General features: G+C 35.8%; 1 pseudogene. It reads left to right on the top strand.

Going from position 1 to position 299, the window contains the following annotated elements:
- Positions 1-299, top strand: a pseudogene (locus tag C1G53_RS11200) (ethanolamine utilization protein EutG); the annotation flags it as partial.

Here is a 299-nt window from a genome sequence, read left to right as displayed (position 1 = left end):
GGTCGTTGTACTAGCTGATAATTCACGTTATAGAGAACAATCTCCAGCTATTGCTTCATACGTAACTTTTCCGGGGTATTCTGAAAAAAATAATGAAAAAATTTCCAAGTTTTTAAAAGGGTTATATCGTGCAATGGATTATCGAGCTGAACATATGAAGGAAGTTTCAAAATGGGTTGCTACCCAAATCGGTTCAGATATCACAGCTGTTCAAGATCAACTACAAGATGGAGAGTGGTTAACAAGTAGACAAATGATTCAATTGATTAACACTGGGATACTTCAACAGTATTACGAGA

Origin of the sequence: Streptococcus suis, assembly GCF_002960445.1 — a bacterium.
Lineage (GTDB): Bacteria > Bacillota > Bacilli > Lactobacillales > Streptococcaceae > Streptococcus > Streptococcus hyiners.
Note: the sequence above shows the minus strand (reverse complement) of the source record. Positions and strands in the feature narration are given on the sequence as shown.